This window comes from Acinetobacter gerneri DSM 14967 = CIP 107464 = MTCC 9824 (assembly GCF_000368565.1).
Classification (GTDB): Bacteria; Pseudomonadota; Gammaproteobacteria; order Pseudomonadales; family Moraxellaceae; genus Acinetobacter; species Acinetobacter gerneri.
The window spans coordinates 439,423-463,705 of record NZ_KB849545.1 but is presented as its reverse complement, the minus strand read 5'-3'; the positions used below and the strand labels follow the sequence as shown (position 1 = coordinate 463,705).

At 40.6% G+C, this 24,283-nt stretch carries 18 protein-coding genes and 5 tRNA genes; all 23 read left to right on the top strand.

Features of this window, described 5'->3' with window-relative positions; genetic code table 11:
* Positions 1-10: 10 nt before the first annotated feature.
* Positions 11-1,204: a heme biosynthesis protein HemY gene (locus F960_RS17265; RefSeq protein ID WP_004868082.1), complete on the top strand. Its 1,194-nt coding sequence runs from the start codon at positions 11-13 to the stop codon at positions 1,202-1,204.
* A 10-nt stretch (positions 1,205-1,214) separates the two neighbouring features.
* Positions 1,215-1,646 (top strand): acyl-CoA thioesterase, encoded by a 432-nt coding sequence (locus tag F960_RS17260; protein WP_004868080.1) that lies wholly within the window; start codon positions 1,215-1,217, stop codon positions 1,644-1,646.
* 175 nt (positions 1,647-1,821) lie between these two features.
* Positions 1,822-2,148, top strand: a complete 327-nt coding sequence (locus F960_RS17255) for an H-NS histone family protein (protein WP_004868076.1) — start codon at positions 1,822-1,824, stop codon at positions 2,146-2,148.
* A 238-nt stretch (positions 2,149-2,386) separates the two neighbouring features.
* Positions 2,387-3,130 carry a type II secretion system protein N gene (gene gspN, locus F960_RS17250; RefSeq protein WP_020846438.1) on the top strand — a complete coding sequence of 248 codons (744 nt, stop codon included), beginning with the start codon at positions 2,387-2,389 and terminating at the stop codon, positions 3,128-3,130.
* Positions 3,130-3,990 (top strand): type II secretion system protein N, encoded by an 861-nt coding sequence (locus tag F960_RS17245; protein WP_004868068.1) that lies wholly within the window; start codon positions 3,130-3,132, stop codon positions 3,988-3,990. Before gspN ends, F960_RS17245 begins: the two co-directional genes overlap by 1 nt.
* Before the next feature lie 41 nt (positions 3,991-4,031).
* Positions 4,032-6,347 (top strand): type II secretion system secretin GspD, encoded by a 2,316-nt coding sequence (gene gspD, locus F960_RS17240; RefSeq protein WP_004868063.1) that lies wholly within the window; start codon positions 4,032-4,034, stop codon positions 6,345-6,347.
* A gap of 68 nt (positions 6,348-6,415) precedes the next feature.
* Positions 6,416-7,162 (top strand): FHA domain-containing protein, encoded by a 747-nt coding sequence (locus F960_RS17235; RefSeq protein ID WP_004868061.1) that lies wholly within the window; start codon positions 6,416-6,418, stop codon positions 7,160-7,162.
* A gap of 124 nt (positions 7,163-7,286) precedes the next feature.
* Positions 7,287-7,955: an HAD-IA family hydrolase gene (locus F960_RS17230; RefSeq protein ID WP_004868059.1), complete on the top strand. Its 669-nt coding sequence runs from the start codon at positions 7,287-7,289 to the stop codon at positions 7,953-7,955.
* Between the two features lie 171 nt (positions 7,956-8,126).
* Positions 8,127-9,620, top strand: a complete 1,494-nt coding sequence (gene trpE, locus F960_RS17225; protein ID WP_004868055.1) for an anthranilate synthase component I — start codon at positions 8,127-8,129, stop codon at positions 9,618-9,620.
* A gap of 97 nt (positions 9,621-9,717) precedes the next feature.
* Positions 9,718-9,793 (top strand) — tRNA-Thr (locus F960_RS17220).
* Between the two features lie 55 nt (positions 9,794-9,848).
* Positions 9,849-9,932, top strand: a tRNA-Tyr gene (locus F960_RS17215).
* A gap of 32 nt (positions 9,933-9,964) precedes the next feature.
* Positions 9,965-10,040 (top strand) — tRNA-Gly (locus F960_RS17210).
* Between the two features lie 12 nt (positions 10,041-10,052).
* Positions 10,053-10,127: transfer RNA gene (locus F960_RS17205), tRNA-Thr, on the top strand.
* Positions 10,128-10,294: 167 nt separating this feature from the next.
* Positions 10,295-11,485: an elongation factor Tu gene (gene tuf / locus F960_RS17200; protein ID WP_004862742.1), complete on the top strand. Its 1,191-nt coding sequence runs from the start codon at positions 10,295-10,297 to the stop codon at positions 11,483-11,485.
* 48 nt (positions 11,486-11,533) lie between these two features.
* A tRNA-Trp gene (locus F960_RS17195) sits at positions 11,534-11,609 on the top strand.
* 76 nt (positions 11,610-11,685) lie between these two features.
* Positions 11,686-12,126 carry a preprotein translocase subunit SecE gene (gene secE, locus F960_RS17190; RefSeq protein WP_004868053.1) on the top strand — a complete coding sequence of 147 codons (441 nt, stop codon included), beginning with the start codon at positions 11,686-11,688 and terminating at the stop codon, positions 12,124-12,126.
* A gap of 7 nt (positions 12,127-12,133) precedes the next feature.
* On the top strand, positions 12,134-12,667 hold the full coding sequence (gene nusG, locus F960_RS17185) for a transcription termination/antitermination protein NusG (RefSeq protein ID WP_004868050.1): 534 nt from the start codon (positions 12,134-12,136) through the stop codon (positions 12,665-12,667).
* Positions 12,668-12,788: 121 nt separating this feature from the next.
* Positions 12,789-13,217 carry a 50S ribosomal protein L11 gene (gene rplK / locus F960_RS17180; RefSeq protein WP_004868049.1) on the top strand — a complete coding sequence of 143 codons (429 nt, stop codon included), beginning with the start codon at positions 12,789-12,791 and terminating at the stop codon, positions 13,215-13,217.
* 3 nt (positions 13,218-13,220) lie between these two features.
* Positions 13,221-13,916 carry a 50S ribosomal protein L1 gene (rplA, locus tag F960_RS17175; RefSeq protein ID WP_004868046.1) on the top strand — a complete coding sequence of 232 codons (696 nt, stop codon included), beginning with the start codon at positions 13,221-13,223 and terminating at the stop codon, positions 13,914-13,916.
* 327 nt (positions 13,917-14,243) lie between these two features.
* Positions 14,244-14,750, top strand: coding sequence for a 50S ribosomal protein L10 (rplJ, locus tag F960_RS17170; RefSeq protein ID WP_004868044.1), 507 nt, complete (start codon positions 14,244-14,246; stop codon positions 14,748-14,750).
* A 48-nt stretch (positions 14,751-14,798) separates the two neighbouring features.
* Complete coding sequence (gene rplL / locus F960_RS17165) at positions 14,799-15,170, top strand: 50S ribosomal protein L7/L12 (protein WP_004868039.1); 372 nt, start codon at positions 14,799-14,801, stop codon at positions 15,168-15,170.
* A gap of 309 nt (positions 15,171-15,479) precedes the next feature.
* A complete protein-coding gene (rpoB, locus tag F960_RS17160; protein ID WP_004868035.1) occupies positions 15,480-19,568 on the top strand; it encodes a DNA-directed RNA polymerase subunit beta in 4,089 nt (1,362 codons plus the stop codon).
* Between the two features lie 170 nt (positions 19,569-19,738).
* Positions 19,739-23,932: a DNA-directed RNA polymerase subunit beta' gene (rpoC, locus tag F960_RS17155; RefSeq protein WP_004868033.1), complete on the top strand. Its 4,194-nt coding sequence runs from the start codon at positions 19,739-19,741 to the stop codon at positions 23,930-23,932.
* The last annotated feature ends 351 nt before the right edge of the window (positions 23,933-24,283 follow it).

Genomic DNA, 24,283 nt, shown 5'->3' with positions numbered 1-24,283 from the left:
GAGTAAAACCATGAAACATATTTTACTCGTATATTTATTTATTAGTTTAATTTTTGTTGCGCTATTTAGTTTGCTTAGTTACGGCTATGGTTCGGGTTATGTATATTTATTATGGCGAAATTGGCAAGTTCAAACCAATTTATGGATTTTGATCGCCTTTATTATTTTAATGAGTTTTATCCTGCAAGTCGGTTGGATGTTAATCAAACGCTCGATTGCAATGAAAAAACGTAAAATTGAAAATGTAACAGAATTTCAAAATCTACATCCTTATGAACAGCTCGGTATATTGTGGTTAATTGAAGGTGCGCAGGATCAAAAAGGCTTTATTCAACAAGTATTTTCCAATTCAGGCATGTTGAATGAAATTATTTCTGCAAAATTATTATTTGATCAAGGTAAATATGGTGAAGCGTTAACATTATTAAATCAAGCACCACCTTCTGCTTTTGAACTTGCTGAATTATTGCGCATCCAAATATTTTTGGCAGAAGCTGACCAAGAGCAGGCATTAACTCATTTGGAGTTTTTAAGCCAGCATGAGCTTTCACCTTGGTTAAGTGATATTAAAGATGCCTATAAAGAATATCTTGCGCAGCAATGGCGTGCATTTGCCATACAGTTTCCGTGGGGGTATTTACATTCAACTCAAGCGGGTTATCTGGATGTACAAAGTAATGAGCAGTGGTTGCAACAATTGTTAGTACAGTTTAATAATGCTTCAGAAGAGGATAAGCAATTATTACAACAACGCTATGCTTTATTGGCAGAATCTGTTCCAAACTATAGTCATAACGAAAGAACGCTGTGGTTGAAATTACTTGCACGTTTGCCTGAAATGAGTTTGCAACATGAAGATTTGTCACTACAATTGCTAGATGAACAATTTGATCAGGATGTGTTCTATTTGTGGTTTCAACAACAGTTATTAAAACAAAACCCAGATTATGATCTTGTAGAAAAGGAAATTGATATACTTGAGTCTAAGTATCAACACATCCCAATTTTAAGTTTTGCTAAATGGCATGTGCTGAATGCGACAGGGCGAGAATCTGAAGCAAATCAATTACTCACATTATATCCTGATAATAACTTGATGAATTATCTACGGATTAAATCAACTTTAAATGGCAACCCTGAATTAATTCAGCAACTTAATTCAATTTTCGAAAATGATGCAAACTACTTAAAATTTAAAATATAGAGTAAAAGTTATGGAAGATTTATCAAAATACCCCGTTGTATTAAAACAAGCGGTAGCATGGGGTGATATGGATGCTTTTGGTCACGTCAATAATGTCGTTTATTATCGTTATATGGAAAGCGCTCGTATCCTCCATTTTGCTCAACTGGGATTATTAAAAGAAGAGTTTTTGACTGTTGTTGCGTCAAATCAGTGCAAATATATTAAACCAATTTATTATCCAGATCATATTGATGTGTATACGCGAGTGGAAGAAATCCGCAATAGTGCTTTTCGTATGAGCTATATTTTATTCAGTACTGAGCAGCAAAGTATAGTTGCCACAGGTGATGCAGTTATCGTTTGTGTTGATAAAGATAATATGCAAAAGACGGTTATACCAGAGTATATAAAGCAAAAATTAATTCAATCTGAACTCCAAGTTGGTCATGAGTTAATATAATTTTAAATTATATTGTTATCTCATCTATGTTTAATATTGTTAATAATGATATTAATACTTGATTATTTCTATTCATAGAGAATATGATCTGCTGTATTAGTAGTTAGCTCGAAATTGTTATTGTATAAATAATCATTACTCGGATAATTATTATTTAATCGTTTACGGAGTTTTTATGATGCCTGATATTAGTAACCTTTCTGTTGAAGAATTAAAACGCTTAACTGCTGAAGCTGAAGCATTAATTGAATCTAAAAAAGATCAAGAATTAGAAGACGCTTATAATAAAATTATTGAAATCGCTGAGAAAGTTGGATTGTCTTTAGAGCAATTGATTGAATACGGTGCGCACAAACGTAAGAAAACTACGCGTAAAGCAGTTGAACCACGTTACCGCAACAAAAACAATCCTTCTGAAACTTGGACAGGTCGCGGTAAACAACCTCGTTGGTTGGTTGCTGAACTTGAAAAAGGTGGCAGTTTAGATGATTTTCTTATCTAATTTCACATAACTGTCATTCACAGTTTGTAAAATTCTAAAAACCAAGCAGAAATGCTTGGTTTTTTTTATATCATTGAATTGGCGTTGAGAGAAATATATGCATAATGTCTATGAGCGGTTTTGATTTGTCATGACTGTTAGGAATGTTTGAAAATGGAATTTAAAGTAATCAAGCGCTCATAAAAAAATAAGCATGTTCTCACGTGGAATAATAAATGAAAGAATTGGTAACGGCTGGATGAACAAAAAATCGAAACAATTGACATGGTGGGTTTTCGCCGTCATTGCATTTTTAATTTTTGTAATTTTACAAATTCCAGCAACTTGGTTGATATCCAAATTTTATAAGGACAATCAAGTTTTACAAAATGTGAGCGGTAATATTTGGCAGGGTCAGGCGGATTGGCATAAAGGTCAGTTGCGCGGAACGGTTGCGTGGAAGACTCGTCCTCTAGATTTGGCATTATTGCGTTTAGGTGCAGATATCGATGTGCATAGCGGTAATACCCAATTGCAAGGTGTTATGGCTTATGGATTTGGGAAAAAAGTAATTGTCCGGAAAATGTCAGGTCAAATCTCTCCAGAAACATTGAAAACTGTGGTGAATTGGCAGTGGCCAGCCAATGCGATTCAGCTCAAAGATGTGGCATTTGATTATAAAAAAGAACAAGGCTTTGCTGCGGGCGAAGGTACTTTGCAATGGGGTGGCGGGGACCTGATCTTTAGCATGGGGCAACGCCAAGATCGTATGAGCATTCCTTCACTCATTGGAAATATTAAAGATCAATCAGATAGATTAGTTTTCGACATTCAAGATCAGCGTAATCAAAAAATGATTAATTTGGTGCTCGATCAAGGCATGATGCTTGATGTGCAATTGACACAAAGATTTTTGATGAATGTCCCTTCTTATGACGGTAAAGCTGGACTGGATACGTATGTGCTCAGTTCAAGACAACCACTTTTATCGGGTGGTTTCTAATGAAGAATTTAAAAGATATTTTTTCTAAAGATAAACTTTCTGATATCTCATGGCAAAAGCTCAATAAAGCGGGACCTTTGCTACTGATTATTTTGATTTTGGCATTGTGCTGGAAATTGGCATCCATGTTTTGGTGGGTCGTAGCACCGCCACAGGTCATGCAGTTTGACCAAGTGGCCCTAGGGTCACAACAACCGCAAATTCCAAATATTTCATCATTTTCACTGTTTGCTGAACAAGGTGCGGTGGCTGAAAATGACAATATCAAATTGGAGCTACAAGGGGTGATGATCTCATCGCCAAGTCGTAACTCTTCGGCGGTCATCAAAGTCAATGAGACGGCTGATCGTTTTGTTGTGGGACAAAAGTTGGATGATTCGCCATATCATTTGTCTGAAGTGTATTGGGATAAAGTCATTTTAAAAACTGACTCTGGTGCGGTGAAAGAGTTGAAGTTTGCAGGGCTTGCAACTTTAAATCAAAACTTGGCTGATCCAAATTCAACAGCCAACGCTCCAGTTTTACCTCAATCAGAAGCATCCAATGTTAACCCAAACAATAGTCAAAATGCGATTGGTCATGCGATCCAAAGTTTACAAACGGATCGAGATGAATATCTTAAAAATATGGGCGTGAGTACTGGCGGTGGTCAAGGTTATGAAGTTACAGACAATACACCGGCAGCATTGAAAAATAAATTAGGCTTGAGATCGGGTGATCGCATTATTTCTCTAAATGGACAGGCTGTAGGTCAAGGACAAACAGATGTACAACTGCTAGAACAAGCGAAACGCGATGGAAAAGTGAAAATAGAAATTAAGCGTGGTGATCAGGTGATGACCATTCAGCAAAGTTTGTAAGTGATAAAAATCACTAAAAGAGTTAGGAAAGACAATAAATTATGGCTTTTTTGAATCACAATCGTCCACTTTGGGCACTCGTTGCAGCAGCACCGCTGATGATGTCAATCAGCAGTGTAGCCGATGCTCAAACTTGGCGAATTAATTTGCGTGATGCTGATTTAACTGCGTTTATTAATGAAGTTGCCGATATTACTGGTAAAAATTTTGCTGTTGATCCACGAGTACGTGGCAATGTCACGGTTATTTCAAATAAACCTTTAAATCGTAATGAAGTATATGACTTATTTTTAGGGGTTTTGAATGTCAATGGCGTAGTTGCGATTCCGTCAGGAAATACCATTCGCCTAGTGCCTGATAGCAATGTGAAAAATGCCGGTGTGCCTTATGATTCAAGACATAAAGCATCTGGTGATCAAGTTGTAACACGGGTAATTTGGCTTGAAAATACCAATCCAAATGATTTGATTCCTGCCTTACGTCCATTGATGCCACAATTTGCACACATGGCAGCGATACAAGGCACCAATGCGCTGATCGTGTCAGATCGGGCAGCCAATATTTATCAGCTTGAAACGATTATCCGTAATTTGGATGGCACAGGGCAAAATGATATCGAGGCTGTACCATTACAATCGAGCCAAGCTGAAGAAATTATCAAGCAACTGGAAGTGATGAGTGCAACAGGCAGCTCTAAAGATTTGGCAGGTTCACGTGTGCGAATCATTGCAGATGCACGTACCAACCGTATTTTGATCAAAGGTGATCCAACTTCTCGTAAACGTATTCGCCAAACCATTGAAATGTTGGATGTACCATCGGCAGATCGTTTGGGTGGTTTAAAGGTTTATCGTTTGAAATATGCAAGCGCTAAAAATTTATCGCAAATTTTACAAGGTTTAGTATCAGGGCAATCAAATAACTCAAGTGGCAACAACAATAATTCTTCCTCAAGTGACTCAAATAATTCGAGTAATAACTCGATCAATAACTTAATCAATAATTCAAACTCTTCGAGCAGTTCGGGCTCGTCCACGCCAACGATTAATTTAAATAGCAATTCAAATAGTTCAAATCAAAATAATATCAGTTCATTTAATGCAAATGGTGTCAGTATCATTGCGGATGAAAGTCAAAACTCTTTGGTGGTCAAAGCAGAACCACAGTTGATGCGTGAAATCGACTCGGCAATCCAACAACTTGATGTGCGTCGTCAACAAGTCTTGATTGAAGCGGCGATTATTGAAGTGGTTGGGACTGATGTGGATCAGCTCGGTGTGCAATGGGCTATGGGTGATATGAGTACGGGTGTTGGTTTGTTGAACTTCACCAATGTTGGTTCGAGTTTGGCAGGATTGCTCGGTGGATATTTATCGAGTGGTGCAGCTGGTGCAGGATCAGCTTTAACATCTAATACAAATCAGGGAGCAGGTGGTCTACTTGCTTTAGGTAAATATAAAACCAATGCAGATGGATCGCGTGAGTTATATGGTGCACTGATTCAGGCATTGAAAAGTAAAGGTAATTCAAATCTACTCTCAAGCCCTTCGATTGTGACGATGGACAATGAAGAAGCTTATATTGTTGTGGGGCAAAACGTACCATTTATCACGGGTTCTGTGACCTCTAGTTCTACGGGTGTTAACCCTTATACGACGGTAGAACGTAAAGATGTCGGGGTAACGCTAAAAGTTATTCCGCATATTGGAGAGGGTGGTACTGTCCGTTTAGAGGTTCAACAAGAAGTTTCTGATGTTGAAAAAAGCAAAGGTCAGGCGACTGATTTGGTCACTAATAAACGTGCTATTAAAACATCTGTATTGGCAGATCAAGGACAAACCATTGTTCTTGGTGGCTTGATTAAAGATGATAAACAAACAAGCCGCCAATCTGTACCTTTTTTAGGTGCAATTCCTGGTTTGGGGCGTTTGTTTAGAGCAGATGCGAGTGATGGTGAAAAGCGCAACCTTTTGGTCTTCATTCATCCAACCATTATTTCTAATGATGCTGATGCTCGTCGTATTTCTCAAAGTAAATATGATCAGTTGTATAGTCTACAGCTTGCGATGGATAAAGAGGGTAATTTTGCCAAATTGCCTGAAAGTATGGATGACATCTATCAGCAGCGCTTACCGATTACATCTCCTTTGAAAAGAGATCCTCAAGTTGCACCAAATTATCAGGCTGTTCCATCAGGTGGTGCAACCCGTGTAAATAATGCAACACCTGTAGCAGTAGAGCCTAAAACACAGACCTATGCGATAGAGCCTGAAGCAGAACAACCAGCTTTACCGAAACAGACCGTGGAGCGTACTAAAAATACGGTTTCGACAACCACGATTAGAACGGTGAACTAAATTCTGCTTGTATAAACTAAAAAAAGTCATGTTATGATGGCTAAAAACTCACAAAGAGAAATGTATTTATGACTTGGAAATTACAAGCAATTACAGGTGAGCTAACAGGTCAAGAAGTTGACGTCGTCAAAGATATGTTGGTTGGCCGTAGTCAGGATGCTGATTTGGTTTTGCAATCGGCTGAAATCTCTCGTCGCCATGCTGCATTTTTGCTTAAAGAGGATGCACTTTGGGTACAAGACTTGGGTTCTTCCAATGGCACATTTGTTAATGATATTCGTATTGATCACGAAACTTTGTTGAAAGATCAAGATATCGTGCAATTTGCGAGTTTGAAATTTTCAGTCCTAGCTCCTGTAGTAGAAGAAGACGAAGTGCAAACTGTTGCACCAGTTGAAGTGACAGATGAGCCAGTCGTGCAAACAGCAACTGAAGTTCATCAACCTGCGGAAGCTGTGGCAACTGCGGAAGTAACTTCGACTGAAAATACAGAAGAAACTGTTCAGCCACAACAAGAACCAACCGCAGCTCAACAAATGAGTGAGCAAGGGATGCCTAGTTTAACTGAGCGCTCAAATGGTGCTTCTGTTGATGCAAATGGTATGCCGCAAAAAGTATCTGTGCCGAAACCAGCCCCAATTCCAGAGGGTGTGGATGTGCATGCAGTGGCTCCAGAGCCAAAACCAGTCGCGATTCCAGAGCCGGAAACAGTTGCTGAGCAACAAACTCAAGAGCGAAAAAATGCGTCTTTAGGTTTGGTGACAATTGTTATTTTAGTGATTTTGGCAGTGATTGCGTGGCTATTCTTTAAATAGCCCGTGGATCATTTTCAATGAAAGGGCATGCAATCGCATGCCTTTGTTGTTTTTATGCTGTATAAAGAGATCTGTTTCATCGTTTTATGAACGTTTTAAATTGAAAATCAGTTAGGTGTAAATCATGAGCATTGCAAAATTGGATCAAAGAGAACTCATCATGTTTGACTTGGATGGAACCTTGGTGGACTCAGCCTATGATTTATATCGTGCGATGAATTTGAGCCTACAACGCCTCAATCTACCGACGGTTACTGAGGAGCAGGTGCGTGTTTGGATTGGTAAAGGAACGTCATTATTTTGCCAAAGCACATTGCAATATCTAAAAGGTGAAGTCGATCCTGCATTGAATCAGCAACTTTTGGATACATTTTTAGAAATTTATAATGCTGAACCTTGCGTAGATACTCGTCCTTTCAAAGGTATTTTGCCATTTTTAGAATGGGGCATTAAAAACAATAAAAAACTCATCTGTGTAACTAATAAGCCAGAAGAGCCAGCACGTAAGATTTTACAAGAATTAGATATGGATCATTATTTTGCCGATGTCATTGGTGGTGATCGTTTTGAAGCGCGTAAACCAGATCCAATACAGTTGAATTATTGCGTTGATCATTTCCAATCAACCAAAGATCAAGCGTTGATGATCGGTGATTCGAGTAATGATGTTGAAGCATCACGCCGTGCGGATGTCGATTGTATTGTGGTGAGCTATGGCTATAATCATGGGGAAGATATACGCAATTGCAATCCACAACTTATCGTGGATGATTTGAGAGAATTATTGGATTGATCAGCTTGTGATGCTTTATTGATTTGAATGAATAAAGCATTAAGCAAATTGTTAAAAATTGAAGTGCACATCTAAGGACATAGGAATGAATCAAATGGTTATTTTTCGATGGCGACGCTAAGTCAGTACACAGCAAAAGCCCCTATCTATCGAAAATGAGAGAATTTCCAAATGACGACACAAACTCAATTTGAACAACTCAAAGCAAGCGGTTACAACCTAATTCCAGTTTATCGCCAGCGCCTAGCGGATACAGATACACCATTGTCTGTATTTGCTCGTTTAAAAGATCATAAACAAGCTTATTTATTTGAATCTGTCGAAGGCGGTGAAAACTGGGCACGTTATTCGATTATTGGTCTAGGTGAATCGACTGTTTTTTCATGCAATGGAGGCATGCTGACTATTCAAGATGTTAAAGGTCAGATTTCATCACAGCCATGTAGTGACCCATTTCAATATATTCGTGATTTTCAAGCGCAGTATCGTGTGCCAAGCTCAAAAGAGTTACCAGAGCTTCCTAACTTTACGGGAGGGCTGGTTGGCTATTTTGGCTATGATGCTGTGCGCTATATCGAACCGCGCTTAAATAACGTGCCTGAAGCTGATCCAGTGGGGCTTCCTGACTTATGGATGATGTTGTCTAAAACAGTCATTGTTTTTGATAATTTAAAAGATACCTTATTTTTGATCGTTCACGCAGATGTGAATGATGAAAATGCTTATCACAATGCACAAACAGCACTAGATGAGCTAGAACGCATTTTGGCAACACCGATTAGCCTACAAGCAAAAAAACACACAGCACCGCATTTTGAGTCGATTACAGGCCACGATAAATTTATTGAAAGTGTGGAAAAGGTCAAAGAATACATTCGAGCGGGCGATGTGATGCAAGTTGTGCCGGGGCATCGAATGGTTTCGGATTTTGATGGTGAGCCTTTGCAGGTTTATCGTGCATTGCGTCATTTAAACCCTTCGCCTTATTTATTTTTAGTGCAAGGGCAGACCTTAGAAGACAACAAGCCATTTTATGTGGTGGGTTCATCGCCTGAGATTTTATCTCGTCTGGAAAATGGAATTGCAACTGTACGTCCATTGGCAGGTACACGACCACGCGGCAAAACCAAAGAAGAAGATTTGGCACTAGAAAAAGATTTGCTTTCTGATGAAAAAGAAATTGCAGAACATTTAATGTTGATCGATTTGGGGCGAAATGATGTTGGTCGTGTCTCAAAAATAGGAAAAGTACAGGTTACTGATCAAATGGTGATCGAACGATATTCGCATGTCATGCATATTGTGTCCAATGTGCAGGGTGAGGTTCGTGATGATGTTGATGCTTTGGATGTTTTTAAAGCAACATTCCCCGCAGGAACACTTTCTGGTGCTCCAAAAATTCGTGCAATGGAAATTATTGACGAAGTTGAGCCTGTAAAACGCGGATTATTTGGTGGTGCAATCGGATATTTGGGTTGGCAGGGTGAAATGGACATGTCAATTGCTATTCGAACATGCGTTATTCGTGAAAATAAGGTTTATGTGCAAGCTGGAGCAGGTCTTGTTTCGGACTCAAATCCCGAATCTGAGTGGAATGAAACCCAAATAAAAGCTCGCGCAGTGATCAAAGCGGTTGAATTATCATCAAATGGTTTGATTTTATGAGTTTTTGACGTTTTTTTTGAAAAAAATACTTGCACGATCTGAAAGTTTTGCTAAACTGCACACCGTTCCGATACGAAACGTACGAAACAAAAGAAACGCCGGCATAGCTCAGTTGGTAGAGCAACTGACTTGTAATCAGTAGGTCCACAGTTCGAATCCGTGTGCCGGCACCATCTTAAGTTAGTATGAAAGTAGTAAAAGAACGGCACTGAAAGTTAAGTGTGATAAGGTGGGATTCCCGAGCGGTCAAAGGGAGCAGACTGTAACTCTGCCACGTAAGTTTCGAAGGTTCGAATCCTTCTCCCACCACCATTAACTTCGAAAGCGGTAACATTACCAGCAATGCGGGAGTAGCTCAGTTGGTAGAGCGGTAGCCTTCCAAGCTACATGTCGCGAGTTCGACCCTCGTCTCCCGCTCCATCGAAGTAAGTCGCTCTTATAGCTCAGTGGTAGAGCACTCCCTTGGTAAGGGAGAGGTCTCGAGTTCAAATCTCGATAAGAGCTCCAGATATTAAAGTTTAGTAGATTATTCTACAAAAAGTTTTCAAAAGCAGGCTAATTAGTCTGCTTTTCAAGTATTAGGTGTCTAATTTTTTAGACGGTATGTCGATGCTGAGTTGCGCTCTCGTGGAGGTCGTCTCAGAGTTGGGTTCGACGTAAACGAGGAATATCAAATGGCTAAGGCTAAGTTTGAACGTAATAAGCCACACGTAAACGTGGGCACAATCGGTCACGTTGACCATGGTAAAACAACTCTTACTGCTGCTATTGCAACGATCTGTGCAAAAACTTACGGCGGTGAAGCTAAAGATTACGCAGCAATCGACTCTGCGCCAGAAGAAAAAGCACGTGGTATTACAATTAATACTTCACACGTAGAATACGATTCTCCAACTCGTCACTACGCTCACGTAGACTGCCCAGGACACGCCGATTATGTTAAAAATATGATCACTGGTGCTGCTCAAATGGACGGTGCGATCCTTGTATGTGCTGCGACTGATGGTCCAATGCCACAAACTCGTGAACACATCCTTCTTTCTCGCCAAGTAGGTGTACCTTACATTCTTGTTTTCTTAAACAAATGTGACCTTGTTGACGACGAAGAATTACTTGAATTAGTAGAAATGGAAGTTCGTGAACTTCTTTCTACTTATGACTTCCCAGGCGATGACACTCCAGTTATCCGTGGTTCTGCTCTTGCTGCGCTTAATGGTGATGCTGGTCAGTATGGCGAATCTGCAGTTCTTGCTCTTGTTGAAGCGCTTGACTCTTATATCCCTGAACCAGAACGTGCTATCGATAAAGCATTCTTGATGCCAATCGAAGACGTATTCTCTATCTCTGGTCGTGGTACAGTTGTAACTGGCCGTGTTGAATCAGGTATCGTTAAAGTTGGCGAAGAAGTTGAAATCGTTGGTATTAAAGATACAGTTAAAACAACTGTAACTGGCGTAGAAATGTTCCGTAAACTTCTTGACGAAGGTCGTGCGGGCGAGAACTGTGGTGTTCTTCTTCGTGGTACTAAACGTGAAGACGTTCAACGTGGTCAAGTACTTGCTAAACCAGGTACAATCAAACCACATACTAAATTTGACGCAGAAGTATACGTTCTTTCTAAAGAAGAAGGTGGTCGTCATACTCCATTCCTTAACGGTTACCGTCCACAGTTCTACTTCCGTACAACTGACGTAACTGGCGCGATCGCTCTTAAAGAAGGCGTTGAAATGGTTATGCCTGGTGACAACGTAGAAATGTCAGTAGAATTGATCCACCCAATCGCAATGGATGCAGGCTTACGCTTTGCAATCCGTGAAGGTGGTCGTACAGTAGGTGCTGGTGTTGTTGCGAAAGTAACTGCATAATCACTGCTGTAACATTGAACTGAGGGTTTCGGCTCTCAGTTTCGTTATAGGTCAGTAGTTCAATTGGTAGAGCGTCGGTCTCCAAAACCGAATGTTGGGGGTTCGAGTCCCTCCTGACCTGCCAAATTATTTTAAATAAAAAGCTTAATGCTGATTAATTTGTCATATAATAAGTCGCGAATACTACGACGAGTAAAAAAATGTCGAATGATAAATCGCGTGACGCATTGAGCGAAGCGCCTATTCCACAAAGAAATTATTCTGAAGAAGTAGTGAAATCTAGCTCACCGCTAGACTATTTACTATGGATCATTGCCTTGATTTTATTTGTTGGTGCATTGATGGTAAATCAATATTTACCAGCGTATTGGCCACCTGCAAATAGCATTTGGGTACGTGTAGGCGTAATTATCGCTTGTATCGTAGTGGCTTTAGGTTTATTATACGCCACCCATCAAGGCAAAGGCTTTGTTCGTTTGCTTAAAGATTCGCGTATTGAATTGCGTCGAGTGACTTGGCCAACGAAACATGAAACAGTAACCACTTCATGGCAGGTTTTACTGGTAGTGATTGTGACCTCAATTATTTTGTGGTGCTTTGACTATATCATCAGTTGGTTTATGAAGTTTATTATCGGGTAAGAGAGCTATGAAACGTTGGTACATTATTCATGCCTATTCTGGTTATGAAAAACAAGTGATGCGTTCACTTAATGATCGAATCCAGCGTAGCGCCGTTGCTGATAGTTTTGGTGAAGTCCTTGTTCCTACTGAAGAAGTAGTTGAAATGAAGGATGGTAAGAAACGTAAATCAGAGCGTAAATTCTTTCCAGGCTATGTATTAGTTGAAATGGAAATGAATGATGAAACTTGGCACATTGTTAAAGAATGTCCAAAAGTATTAGGTTTCATCGGTGGTACAGCAGAAAAACCTGCTCCTATTACGCAAAAAGAAGCTGATGCGATTCTTGCTCGTGTACACAACAAAGGTGAAGCACCTCGTCCTAAGACGATGTTTGAACCTGGTGAAGAATTACTTGTAATTGACGGCCCATTCACAGACTTTAAAGGTGTGGTGGAAGAAGTTATTTACGATAAGTCACGTTTAACGTTGACGATTAATGTATTTAATCGACCAACTCAGGTTGAGCTGGAATTTCGCCAAGTCGAAAAAACAGACTAATTTTAGTTGGTTGAAAAGCGCCCGATTTAATCGGGCATTGTTATTATAATGGCAACTCGTTGTTGTTATGTGAACGATGTTGGGGAGCTTAACGGCGTTTGTACCCAGAGGTAATTTTAAAATGGCTAAGAAGATTGACGGCTATATCAAGCTGCAAGTTCCAGCTGGTAAAGCAAATCCATCTCCACCAATTGGTCCTGCATTAGGTCAACGTGGTGTAAACATCATGGCATTCTGTAAAGAATTCAATGCTGCTACACAAAAAGTTGAAGCGGGTCTTCCAATTCCTGTCGTGATCACTGTGTACAACGATAAGTCGTTCACATTTATCATGAAAACTCCACCTGCTGCTATTCTTCTTAAGAAAGCTGCTGGTATCCAAAAGGGTTCAGCTGTACCTAACAAAACTAAAGTTGGTAAGTTGACTCGTGCTCAATTAGAAGAAATTGCGACTACTAAAGAACCAGATTTAACTGGTGCTGATTTAGACGCACGTGTACGTACCATCGCTGGTTCTGCACGTTCTATGGGCTTGGAAGTGGAGCTATAAGACATGGCAAAGTTAACTAAACGTCAAAAAGCCATTGCTGCTGCTATTGAAGCAAACAAAGTTTACACTTTGGATGAAGCGGTTCAAGTTCTTAACAGCCTTCCTGCTGCTAAATTCAAAGAATCTTTGGATGTTGCAGTAAATCTAGGTGTTGATCCTCGTAAATCTGACCAAGTAGTACGTGGTGCAACTACTCTTCCTGCAGGTACTGGTAAAACTGTACGTGTAGCAGTATTTGCTCAAGGTGCTGCTGCTGAAGCTGCTAAAGCTGAAGGCGCAGACATCGTAGGTTTCGACGATCTTGCTGAAAGCATTCAACAAGGTAACCTTGATTTCGACGTAGTCATTGCTGCTCCTGATGCAATGCGCGTTGTTGGTAAATTGGGTACTATCCTTGGTCCACGTGGCTTAATGCCAAACCCTAAAGTGGGTACTGTAACTCCTGACGTAGCTACTGCAGTTAAAAATGCAAAAGCTGGTCAAGCACGTTACCGTGTAGACAAAGCTGGTATTATCCATGCTGCGATCGGTCAAGTTGGGTTTACTCAAGAAGCTGTTCGTCAAAACGTTGAAGCACTTATCGCTGACCTTAAGAAAGCAAAACCTGCTACTTCTAAAGGTATCTACATCCAAAAGATCACTTTGAGCTCAACTATGGGTCCTGGTCTTGTTATTGATGTAAACAACGTTTCTAAATAATTTTTATTTAGAACTGAAAGAATTTTAAAGTCCTGAAAAGTTCCCTCTCCTTTGAGGGGAGGGCTAGGGAGAGGTCTTAAACCCTCATCCCAACCTTCTCCCAGAGGGAGAAGGGGCTATTCAGGCGGACTTTGAATTGATAAATGTAAATTTATCAGCGTCAAAGACCTCAGGCGAAGTGAAGTCTTTTTAGATGATCTTCTTAATATTCCAGTCTGAGTAGACGCGGTGGTGTGATTTATTCGACCTCCGCGTGTAAGTTTGAAAGAACTTACGAATTGGGAGTGCATCCAGTCGATGCATAAATCACCGCTAGGAGGTTTTACGATGGCTCTTCTTATCGAAGACAAAAAACAAATCGTTGCAGAAGTAAATGAAGTTGCTTCTAGCGCGTTTGCTGCTGTTGTTGCTGACTATCAAGGTTTAACAGTTGAGCAACTTACTACACTACGTGTAGAAGCTCGTAAACTAGGTGTTAAAACACGTATCGTACGTAACACTCTAGCTAAACGTGCTTTTGAAGGTACTCAATTTAGCATCTTAGATGAAAACCTTGTTGGTCCAACTATTCTTGGTTTTTCAACTTCTGAAGACGACATGGGCGCTGCAGCTCGTTTGTTCGAAGATTTTGCTAAAACTAACAAAGCATTTGAATTAAAAGCTGCTGCATTTGACGGCAAAGTTTATCAAGGTGCTGAAGTTAGCGTTATTGCAAACCTTCCGAACCAAGAAAAAGCACTCACTATGCTTGCCAATGTTCTTCAAGCTCCTATTTCGAAATTGGGTCGCCTTATTACAGCACTCAAAGAGAAAAACGAGCAAGAAGCTGCATAAGCTTAAAACTTTTTACACACCATTCAATATCCATTTGGAGTTATTCTCATGGCTTTAACTAACGAAGAAATCTTAAACGCAGTTTCTGAAAAAACTGTTCTTGAACTTGTAGAACTTATTTCTGCATTCGAAGAAAAATTCAACGTATCTGCTGCTGCTGTAGCTGTTGCTGCTGGCCCTGCTGCTGGTGCTGCTGCTGCTGAAGAACAAACAGAATTTACTGTTGAACTTGCTAGCTTCGGTGCTAACAAAGTAGCTGTAATTAAAGCTGTTCGTGAAGCAACTGGTCTTGGTCTTAAAGAAGCTAAAGATCTTGTTGAAGGCGCTCCTTCTGCAATTAAAGAAGGCGTTACTAAAGAAGAAGCTGAAGAACTTAAGAAAAAACTTGAAGAAGCTGGTGCTGAAGTTAAACTTAAGTAATCGCTTTATGGAGTCGATTTTTTGTAATCGGCTCCAAAAAACGGCTGATGGCTCTTGGGTCATCAGCCTTTTTGCGTTACAATAATCGGCTCGATTTTTAGATTGATCGATAGAATAATCATCAATTTTAAAAATAAATATACAAATTCAAACGCTTACCAATATTTTTCCATTTTAAAAATATTGTTAAGCGTTTTATACCACTGAAAATTGCAGCATTTGTATAAAGGTGGTGGTCATATCGACCTGCGTAATTCCTTCTAAGTTCGTTCTGCAGGCGGGCTTGGTATTACTTTCCGAGGACTCCAGATGGCATACTCATATACCGAAAAGAAACGGATCCGTAAGAATTTTGGTAAATTGCCCGAAGTAATGGAAGCTCCGTACTTGCTCGCGATTCAAGTCGACTCGTACAGAACCTTCCTTCAAGATGGCAAAACACCAAAAAACCGCGAAGATATCGGTCTCCAAGCCGCATTTCGTTCAGTTTTTCCAATTGAAAGTTATTCTGGCAATGCTGCTTTAGAATTCGTTGAGTATAGCCTTGGTAAACCAGAGTTTGATGTTCGTGAGTGTATTCTTCGCGGCTCGACTTTTGCGGCACCAATGCGCGTTAAAATTCGTTTGATCATCAAAGATCGTGAAACGAAATCGATCAAAGACGTTCGTGAACAAGAAGTTTACATGGGTGAAATGCCACTCATGACTGAGAACGGTACCTTTGTTATTAACGGTACTGAACGTGTAATCGTTTCTCAATTACACCGTTCTCCAGGTGTGTTCTTTGACCACGATAAAGGTAAGACTCATTCAAGTGGTAAAGTGCTTTATTCTGCACGTATCATTCCTTACCGTGGTTCATGGTTGGACTTTGAGTTTGATGCGAAAGATTTAGTTTATGTTCGTATCGACCGTCGTCGTAAATTATTAGCAACTGCTATTCTTCGTGCTTTAGATTATACAAATGAACAAATCTTAGAAATGTTCTATGAGAAAGTTCCTGTATATCTAGATATGGGTAGCTACCAAATTGACCTTGTGCCTGAACGTCTGCGTGGCGAAATGGCTCAATTCGACATTACTGATGCTGATGGCAAAGTGATTGTTGAACAAGGTAAACGTATTAATGCGCGTCATGTTCGTCAAATGGAAGCTTCTGGTTTAACTAAGCTTTCTGTTCCTGATGAATATTTATATGAGCGTATTACAGCTGAAGATATCACACTGAAAGATGGTGAAGTGATTCAAGCAAACACTGTGCTTGGTCATGACATTATGGTGAAATTGGCTGAAGGCGGTATTAAACAATTTAATATCCTATTCACCAACGATATCGACCGTGGTTCATTTATCGCAGATACATTACGTACAGATACTACAACAGGCCGTGAAGAAGCGCTTGTTGAAATCTATAAAGTAATGCGTCCAGGCGAGCCACCAACAAAAGAAGCTGCTGAAAACTTATTCAACAACTTGTTCTTCTCTTCTGAACGTTATGACTTATCTCCTGTAGGTCGTATGAAGTTCAACCGTCGTTTGGGTCGTCCTTACGAAGTGGGTACTGATCAGAAGTCTCGTGAAGTTGAAGGTATTCTTTCTAACGAAGACATTATCGACGTATTAAAAACTCTCGTTGAAATCCGTAACGGTAAAGGCGAAGTCGACGATATCGACCATTTAGGTAACCGTCGTGTACGTTCAGTTGGTGAAATGACTGAAAACCAATTCCGTGTTGGTTTAGTTCGTGTTGAACGTGCTGTTAAAGAACGTTTAAGCCAAGCTGAAACAGATAACTTGTCTCCACAAGATTTAATCAATGCGAAACCAGTTGCTGCTGCAATCAAAGAATTCTTTGGTTCAAGCCAATTGTCTCAGTTCATGGACCAAAACAACCCATTGTCTGAAATCACACACAAACGTCGTGTATCAGCTCTCGGACCTGGTGGTTTGACTCGTGAACGTGCGGGCTTTGAGGTACGTGACGTACATCAAACTCACTATGGTCGTGTATGTCCTATTGAAACGCCTGAAGGTCCAAACATTGGTTTGATCAACTCGCTTTCTGTTTATGCAAAATGTAATAACTTCGGTTTCTTGGAAACTCCATACCGTAAAGTTGTTGATGGTCGTGTAACTGAAGATGTTGAGTATTTATCTGCTATTGAAGAAGTAGGTACTGTTATTGCACAGGCCGATTCTAGTGTAGATGGCGATAATAACTTAACTGAAGAATTCGTTTCTGTACGTCATCAAGGTGAATTCGTTCGTATGCCTCCTGAAAAAGTGACGCATATGGATGTATCAGCTCAACAGGTTGTATCTGTAGCTGCATCATTGATTCCGTTCCTTGAACACGATGATGCCAACCGTGCATTGATGGGTTCAAACATGCAACGTCAGGCTGTTCCTACATTGCTTGCTGACAAACCACTTGTTGGTACAGGTATGGAAGCAAACGTAGCGCGTGACTCAGGTGTATGTGTGATCGCGAAACGTGGCGGTATGATCGAATTTGTTGACGCTTCACGTGTTGTGATTCGTGTTAACGAAGATGAAATGATTGCTGGTGAAGCTGGTGTAGATATCTACAACCTCATCAAATATACCCGTTCGAACCAAAATACTTGTATCAACCAAAAAGTTCTCGTGAGCTTGGGTGATAAAGTAGGTCGCGGTGATGTATTGGCTGATGGTCCATCTACAGACGGTGGTGAACTTGCTCTTGGTCAGAACATGCGCGTAGCGTTCATGACTTGGAACGGTTATAACTACGAAGACTCGATTTTATTATCTGAACGTGTTCTTCAAGAAGATCGTTTGACTTCTATTCACATTCAAGAATTGTCATGTGTAGCTCGTGATACTAAGTTAGGTGCAGAAGAAATCACTGCAGATATTCCTAACGTTGGTGAAGCTGCGCTGTCTAAACTTGATGAGTCAGGTATCGTTTATATCGGTGCTGAAGTAACTGCTGGTGACATTCTTGTAGGTAAAGTAACGCCTAAAGGTGAAACTCAGTTGACTCCTGAAGAAAAACTTCTTCGTGCGATCTTCGGTGAAAAAGCTGCTGACGTTAAAGATTCATCTTTACGCGTTCCATCTGGTACTAAAGGTACAGTGATTGACGTTCAAGTCTTTACTCGTGATGGTATTGAAAAAGATGAACGTGCTCAAGCAATTGAGAAAGCTCAGCTTGATGCTTACCGTAAAGATTTGAAAGAAGAATATAAAATCTTTGAAGAAGCTGCTCGTGAACGTATTGTTCGCTTGTTGAAAGGTCAAGAATCAAATGGTGGTGGTTCAACTAAACGTGGTGACAAACTTTCTGAAGAATTGTTATCTGGTTTAGAGCTAGTTGATCTTCTTGAAATTCAACCAAGTGATGAAGGTATTGCTGAACGTTTAACTCAAATTCAAGTGTTCTTGAAAGAAAAGAGCCATGAAATTGATGAGAAATTTGCTGAGAAAAAACGCAAACTTTCTACAGGTGATGAGCTTACAACTGGTGTATTGAAAGTTGTTAAAGTGTATTTGGCTGTTAAACGTCGTATCCAACCGGGTGATAAAATGGCGGGTCGTCACGGGAACAAAGGTGTTGTATCAAACATCCTTCCTGTAGAAGATATGCCGCATGACATCAACGGTGTTCCTGTTGACGTAGTACTTAACCCACTGGGTGTACCGTCACGTATGAACGTGGGTCAGATTCTTGAAACACATTTAGGTTTAGCTGCCAAAGGTCTTGGTGAGCAAATCGATAAGATGCTCAAAGAGCAACGTACGATTGCTGAACTTCGTGTGTTCTTGGACAAGATTTATAACAAAGTTGGTGGCGAGCAAGAAGATCTTGATAGCTTAACTGATGAAGAAATCCTTGTTCTTTCAGGTAATTTACGTAAAGGTGTTCCTTTAGCAACTCCAGTATTTGATGGTGCTGAAGAAGGTCAAATTAAAGAGCTTCTTGAACTTGCTGAACTTCCACGTTCTGGTCAAACAGTATTGTATGACGGACGTACAGGTGAGCGTTTTGACCGTCCTGTAACCGTTGGTTATATGTACATGTTGAAACTTAACCACTTGGTTGATGACAAGATGCATGCACGTTCTACTGGTTCTTACTCATTAGTGACACAACAACCGCTTGGTGGTAAAGCACAATTCGGTGGTCAGCGTTTCGGTGAGATGGAAGTCTGGGCACTTGAAGCATACGGTGCGGCTTACACACTACAAGAAATGCTTACAGTTAAGTCGGATGACGTTGAAGGTCGTACACGTGTCTACAAAAACATTGTAGATGGCAACCATTATATGGATCCGGGTATGCCTGAATCGTTCAACGTATTGACCAAAGAGATCCGTTCTTTAGGTATCAACATTGAACTGAAAAATGGTGACTAATTAACCATTAATCCCCCCAACCCCCTTTGAAAAGGGGGAGGTCCAGCACTTAAATAGTTGCAACCTCCCTCCTTTATTAAAGGAGGGATTGAGGGAGGATTCTCAGTTAAAAAACAATATTTGTGACCCAGTCGAGAAGTGAAAATCTCCTCGACGCACGGAGAAAAAAATTGAAAGACTTGCTCGATATCATGCGCAAAAAGACGGATTCAGATGGTCATGCACCAGTTGAATTTGACCGTATCCGTATTGGTCTTGCGTCACCAGAAATGATTAAGTCATGGTCTCACGGTGAAGTTAAAAAGCCTGAGACAATTAACTATCGTACGTTTAAACCAGAACGTGATGGTTTATTCTGTGCCAAAATCTTTGGTCCAGTAAAAGATTACGAATGCTTGTGTGGTAAATACAAGCGTATGAAATACAAAGGCGTCATTTGTGAAAAATGTGGCGTTGAAGTAACAACTGCAAAAGTTCGTCGTGAGCGTATGGGTCACATCGAGCTTGCATCTCCAGTTGCACATATTTGGTTCTTGAAATCACTTCCTAGCCGTATCGGTTTATTACTTGATATGACTTTGCGTGATATTGAACGCGTATTGTATTTCGAATCTTATGTTGTTACTGATCCTGGTATGACTCCGCTTGAGAAATACCAACTTCTAAATGATGAAGAATACTTCACAGCTTTAGAAGAACACGGTGACGAATTTAGCGCGAAAATGGGTGCTGAAGCAGTTCAAGATTTGTTGAAAGACATCGATCTTGAAGCTGAAATTTCTCGTTTACGTGAAGAAATTCCTCAAACAACTTCAGAAACTAAGCTTAAAAAAGCATCTAAACGTTTGAAGTTGATGGAAGCGTTCAAAGAGTCGAACAACAAACCAGAATGGATGGTGATGAATGTACTTCCAGTACTTCCACCAGATCTTCGTCCATTGGTTCCTCTAGAAGGTGGTCGTTTTGCGACTTCTGACTTGAACGATCTTTACCGTCGTGTGATCAACCGTAACAACCGTTTGAAACGTCTATTAGACCTTGCAGCGCCAGATATTATCGTACGTAACGAAAAACGTATGTTACAAGAGTCTGTTGATGCATTGTTAGATAACGGTCGTCGTGGTCGTGCAATTACAGGTTCGAACAAACGTCCTCTTAAATCTTTGGCAGATATGATCAAAGGTAAACAAGGTCGTTTCCGTCAAAACTTGTTGGGTAAACGTGTTGACTATTCTGGTCGTTCGGTGATTACCGTAGGTCCTACATTACGTTTACACCAATGTGGTCTTCCTAAGAAAATGGCGCTTGAGTTATTCAAACCATTTATCTTTGCAAAACTACAAGCTTCAGGCCAAGCAACAACCATTAAAGCTGCGAAGAAAATGGTTGAGCGCGAAACTCCAGAAGTTTGGGACGTTTTGGCATCTGTGATTCGTCAACATCCAGTGATGTTGAACCGTGCGCCAACACTTCACCGTTTAGGTCTTCAAGCATTTGAACCTATTTTGATTGAAGGTAAAGCGATCCGTCTTCACCCACTCGTTTGTGCTGCGTTTAACGCCGACTTCGATGGTGACCAAATGGCGGTACACGTACCATTAACACTTGAAGCTCAGTTAGAAGCTCGTGCGTTAATGATGTCAACCAATAACATCTTGTCACCTGCAAATGGTGAGCCAATCATCGTTCCTTCTCAGGACGTTGTCTTGGGTCTTTATTACATCACTCGTGATGCGATAAATGCCAAAGGTGAAGGCATGGTGTTTGCGGATACTGACGAAGTAAACCGTGCGCTTGCAACAGGTCAAGTTGATTTACACGCTCGCGTTAAAGCGCGTGTACACCAAACAGTGATCAATGAAAATGGTGAACGTGAACAACAAACAATTGTTGTAGATACGACTCCAGGCCGTTGTTTGCTTTGGGAAGTTGTACCTGAAGGTATGGATTTCCAACAAATCAACATCGAGATGACTAAAAAGAACATCTCTAAATTGATCAATGCTTGTTACCGTAAACTCGGTCTTAAAGATACTGTTATCTTCGCTGACCAATTGATGTATTTGGGCTTCCGTCAAGCGACTCGCTCAGGTGTTTCTGTAGGTATGGAAGACATGCTCATTCCACCTCAAAAACATACCATCATTGAAAAAGCAGAAACTGAAGTTCGTGAAATCGAACAACAGTTCGAACAAGGTTTCGTAACTGCTGGTGAACGTTATAACAAAGTTGTCGATATTTGGGCGCGTACAAACGACCAAGTAGCGAAAGCGATGATGGACAACTTGTCTTTCACAACTGTTAAAAACAAACAGGGTGAAGACGAGAAACAAAAATCATTCAACAGCATCTATATGATGTCTGACTCTGGTGCCCGTGGTAGTGCGGCGCAGATTCGTCAGCTTGCTGGTATGCGTGGTTTGATGGCGAAACCAGATGGTTCGATCATTGAAACTCCGATTAAAGCAAACTTCCGTGAAGGTTTGACAGTACTTCAGTACTTTATTTCAACTCACGGTGCACGTAAAGGTTTGGCCGATACAGCACTTAAAACTGCGAACTCTGGTTATTTGACACGTCGTCTTGTAGACGTTGCTCAAGACTTAGTGATCACAGAACCTGATTGCGGAACAAATGATGGTCTTGTAATGACTCCATTCATTCAAGGTGGTGACGTAATCGAGCCGTTAAGCGCTCGTGTATTGGGTCGTGTAACTGCACTTGATGTGAAAAAACCGGGTACAGAAGAAGTTTTACTTCCACGTAATACATTGATCGATGAAAAACTTGCAGCATTCTTAGAAGATGCAGGTATCGATGAAGTTAAAGTACGTTCAGTTGTAAGCTGTGAATCGACTTTCGGTGTTTGTGCGAAATGTTATGGTCGTGACCTAGCACGTGGTCATCAGGTGAACCCAGGTGAATCTGTTGGTGTAATGGCTGCTCAATCAATTGGTGAGCCAGGTACACAGTTAACCATGCGTACATTCCACGTGGGTGGTGCTGCGAGCCGAACTTCTGCTGCAAACAGCGTACAAGTACGTAACAAAGGTACAGTTCGTTTCCATAACGTAAAAACTGTTCAACATGCCAAAGGTCACTTGGTATCTGTTTCACGTTCAGGTGAAATCGGTATTGCGGATGATTTAGGTCGTGAACGTGAACGTTATAAGATTCCTTACGGTGCAAACATCTTGCTTAAAGATGGTGAAACTGTAGAAGGCGGCGGTATCGTTGCAACTTGGGATCCGCATACACATCCACTCGTTACCGAAGTGGCTGGTAAAGCACGTTTCAGCCAAATCGCTGATGGTGTAACTGCAACATCGAAAACTGATGATGCAACAGGTATGACAACGATTGAAATCTTGCCTGTAACATCACGTCCTGCATCTGGTAAAGATATGCGTCCTGCTATCGTACTTGATACAGCGGATGGCGGTGAACAGTTCTACTTCTTGCCACAAAATACGATCGTAACTGTTCGTGATGGCGAAACAATCGGTGTCGGTGACGTTATCGGTCGTGTACCACAAGAATCTTCACGTACTCGTGATATTACCGGTGGTCTTCCACGTGTAGCTGACTTGTTCGAAGCACGTAAACCAAAAGAACACGCGATCCTTGCTGAAATTTCAGGTATCGTAAGTTTTGGTAAAGAGACCAAAGGTAAGAACCGTTTAGTGATTACTCCGGATGACGGTTCTGAAATTTACGAAGAATTGATTCCAAAATGGCGTACGATCAACGTGTTTGAAGGTGAACATGTGAACCGTGGTGAAACCATTTCTGATGGTCCACAAAACCCACATGACATCTTGCGCTTGAAAGGTGAAGTTGCGTTAACCAACTACATCGTGAACGAAGTACAAGACGTTTACCGCTTACAAGGTGTAAAAATCAACGATAAGCACATTGAAGTCATCGTACGTCAAATGTTGCGTAAAGTTGAAATCACTGATGGTGGTGATTCTAGCTTCATCAAAGGCGAACAAGTGGATTATATCCGCGTGGTTCAAGAAAACCGTGCTGTATTGGCGCAAAACAAATTCCCTGCGAAATTTGAACGTCAATTGATGGGTATTACCAAAGCATCGCTTTCTACTGACTCGTTCATCTCTGCTGCATCGTTCCAGGAAACAACTCGTGTGTTAACTGAAGCTGCTGTAACAGGTAAAGAAGATGATTTACGTGGTCTGAAAGAAAACGTTGTTGTAGGTCGTTTGATCCCAGCAGGTACAGGTCTTGCATACCATTTAGAACGTCGTCGTCAAGAAGCAGAAGCTGCTGAACACGAACTTGTAAATGACTTCTCTGAAGTTGACCAAGCATTCTCTCAAGCATTGAACGAAGAACAATTCTAAGTTCTAGCTTGATTTAAAAAGACGCCTTAGGGCGTCTTTTTTATGCGGTATATATAGAAAATAGGTATATGAGGATAAGAATAAAATAAAAATTAAATCTAATAGAAAATACTTAGAGAACACTGAAGCGTAAAAGAATACCGAGTATCGAGGATCATTAGGCTATAAATAATCAGTAAAACTCACCCGCTATTAAGTGAAACTTCACGGTAAGTTTACGTTATTAATTTGTTGTCTTTTCCTGAACAATGCACAATGAATGTACAAAAATTACTATATTAAAAAGATAACATCCGCTAAAAGAGCTGTGTTTTAGCAAAAAAATTGACTTGATTGAACTAGGATAATTCG